Below are 1,757 nucleotides of genomic sequence, written 5' to 3'. Positions count from 1 at the left end.
GTCGATGAAGGGCATCGGCTTGCCGCAATCCTTCAGCAGGCCGGCGGCCTTGTCCTCGGGCTCGCCTTCGCAGGGGTAGAGGTCTTCGCGGTAGTTCGGGTTGCGGCTCAGCACGTGCCGGCGGTCCTGCACGTACTCGGTCAGCATGTAGGGGCCGGTGCCGACCGGCCAGCGCGTCAGCGCCAGGCCATTCTTGGCCATGCCGGGCTGGGCGTAGAACTTGTCGGCCTCCCACGGCACCGGCGCGAGGAAGGTCATCGCCATCCAGTACTTCCACTGCGGGTACTTGCCGCGGATGCGGATGCGCAGCGTGTGGTCGTCGAGCGCGCTCGCGCCGGCCAGCGGCCACTTGCGGAAATCGAGGAAGGGCTTGTCGAGCGAGGCCGGGTCGAGCCCCTGGCGCAGCTTGGCGTCCTCGGCCTTGATCTGCGCCCCGTACTCCTTCAGGCCGATCACGTACTCGGAGAAGATGCCGTAGATCGGCGCCTCGATGCGCGGCGTGGCGTGGCGCTTCAGCGCGTAGACGAAGTCGTCGGCGACCAGTTCGCGCGTGCCGGTCTTCGCGAAGTCCCACGGCGAACGCTTGCCTTCGGTGTCGGCCGGCTTCAGGTCGTGGTACAGGTACCMGCCCTGCTCGTTCTTCGCGAAGGCCGGATGCGGTGCGTACAGCACGCCGCGCTTGATCTTCACGTCGTAGACGCTCTCGGCGACCAGTTCGCCGGGTGCGTCGTCGGCCAGCGGCTGGCCGTTCTTGTCGAGGTAGTGCGGGCGCGCGATCTCGGCCGCCGTCTTCGGGATCAGCTCGAACGGGCGCTTCAGGTAGTGGTACGCGTACAGCGGGTCATAGACCTGGTACGTGATCGGCGTCTCGTTGTTCGCGTAGGAGGCGGTCGGGTCGAGGTAGCGCGGCGAGCGCTCCTGGTACGCGGTGAACATCGTGTTCGTCTGCGCGGCACCCTTCGGCTGCGGGCTGTTGTCGCAGCCGGCCAGCACGGCGCAGGTGGTGAGCAGGGCTGCGAGCCCACGGCCCAGCCACGTTCCAGATCCCCGCATCCCGCGCACTCCTTCGACAGCAGACAAACGGCGCGTGCGGGTAAGCACAGGCCGGACAAAAAACAAGAGCCTCACACAACCCGGCTTGTGGCCGTGTCGCCGCGAGGCAGTCAGCAATGATAAAGCCCGGCGAGCAGCCGGTTTGCCAGGGGTTTCCACGGCTTTACCGGCCCCGAGCCAGCAGGGCATTCGGTTGCAAGCAAGAAGTCGACCAGCTACCAGCCAACCAGAACGTTGCGGCCGTCGACGAGCAGGGTGACCTTGCGACCGACCGGCAGTGTCAGCTTGGTCGGCACGTGCCCGAACGGCAAACCGGTCAGGATCTGGACTTTTGTCACGCTTCGCAGGTACTCGACCATGCTCTTCAGCGAGTAGCCGCGGTCGAGCGGCGACTTGCGGAACTCGGTGAATGCACCGAGAAGAATCGCTTTCTGGGTGCCGAGCACGCCGGCCTGGTGCAGTTGCAGCAGGCTGCGCTCGATCCGGTAGGGGTGCTCGTTGACATCCTCGACGAACAGGATCCCGCCCTTGACCTTCGGGAAGTGCGGCGTGCCGAGCAGCGCATTCAGCACGCACAGGTTGCCGCCCCACAGCGTGCCCTTCAGCTCCAGGCCTTCGAAGCCGGCTTCGGTGCGGAAGCCCACGGCCTCGAGTTCGCCGGTCATCGCTTCGGAGAAGCAATCGGGCGTCACCTCGTCGAGCAC

Annotated in this window: 2 protein-coding genes; both read right to left on the bottom strand. The window is 66.3% G+C overall.

Features of this window, described 5'->3' with window-relative positions:
• A partial coding sequence (locus AC1D15_RS30365; protein WP_477828955.1) for an ABC transporter substrate-binding protein occupies positions 1-1,053 on the bottom strand: 1,053 nt, incomplete at its 3' end.
• Positions 1,054-1,268: 215 nt separating this feature from the next.
• Positions 1,269-1,757: S66 peptidase family protein (locus tag AC1D15_RS30360; protein ID WP_477828954.1), on the bottom strand; the 489-nt coding region annotated here is incomplete at its 5' end.

Source organism: Rhizobacter sp. P2_H2 (assembly GCF_056403375.1).
This window is presented reverse-complemented; position numbering and strand designations above follow the sequence as displayed.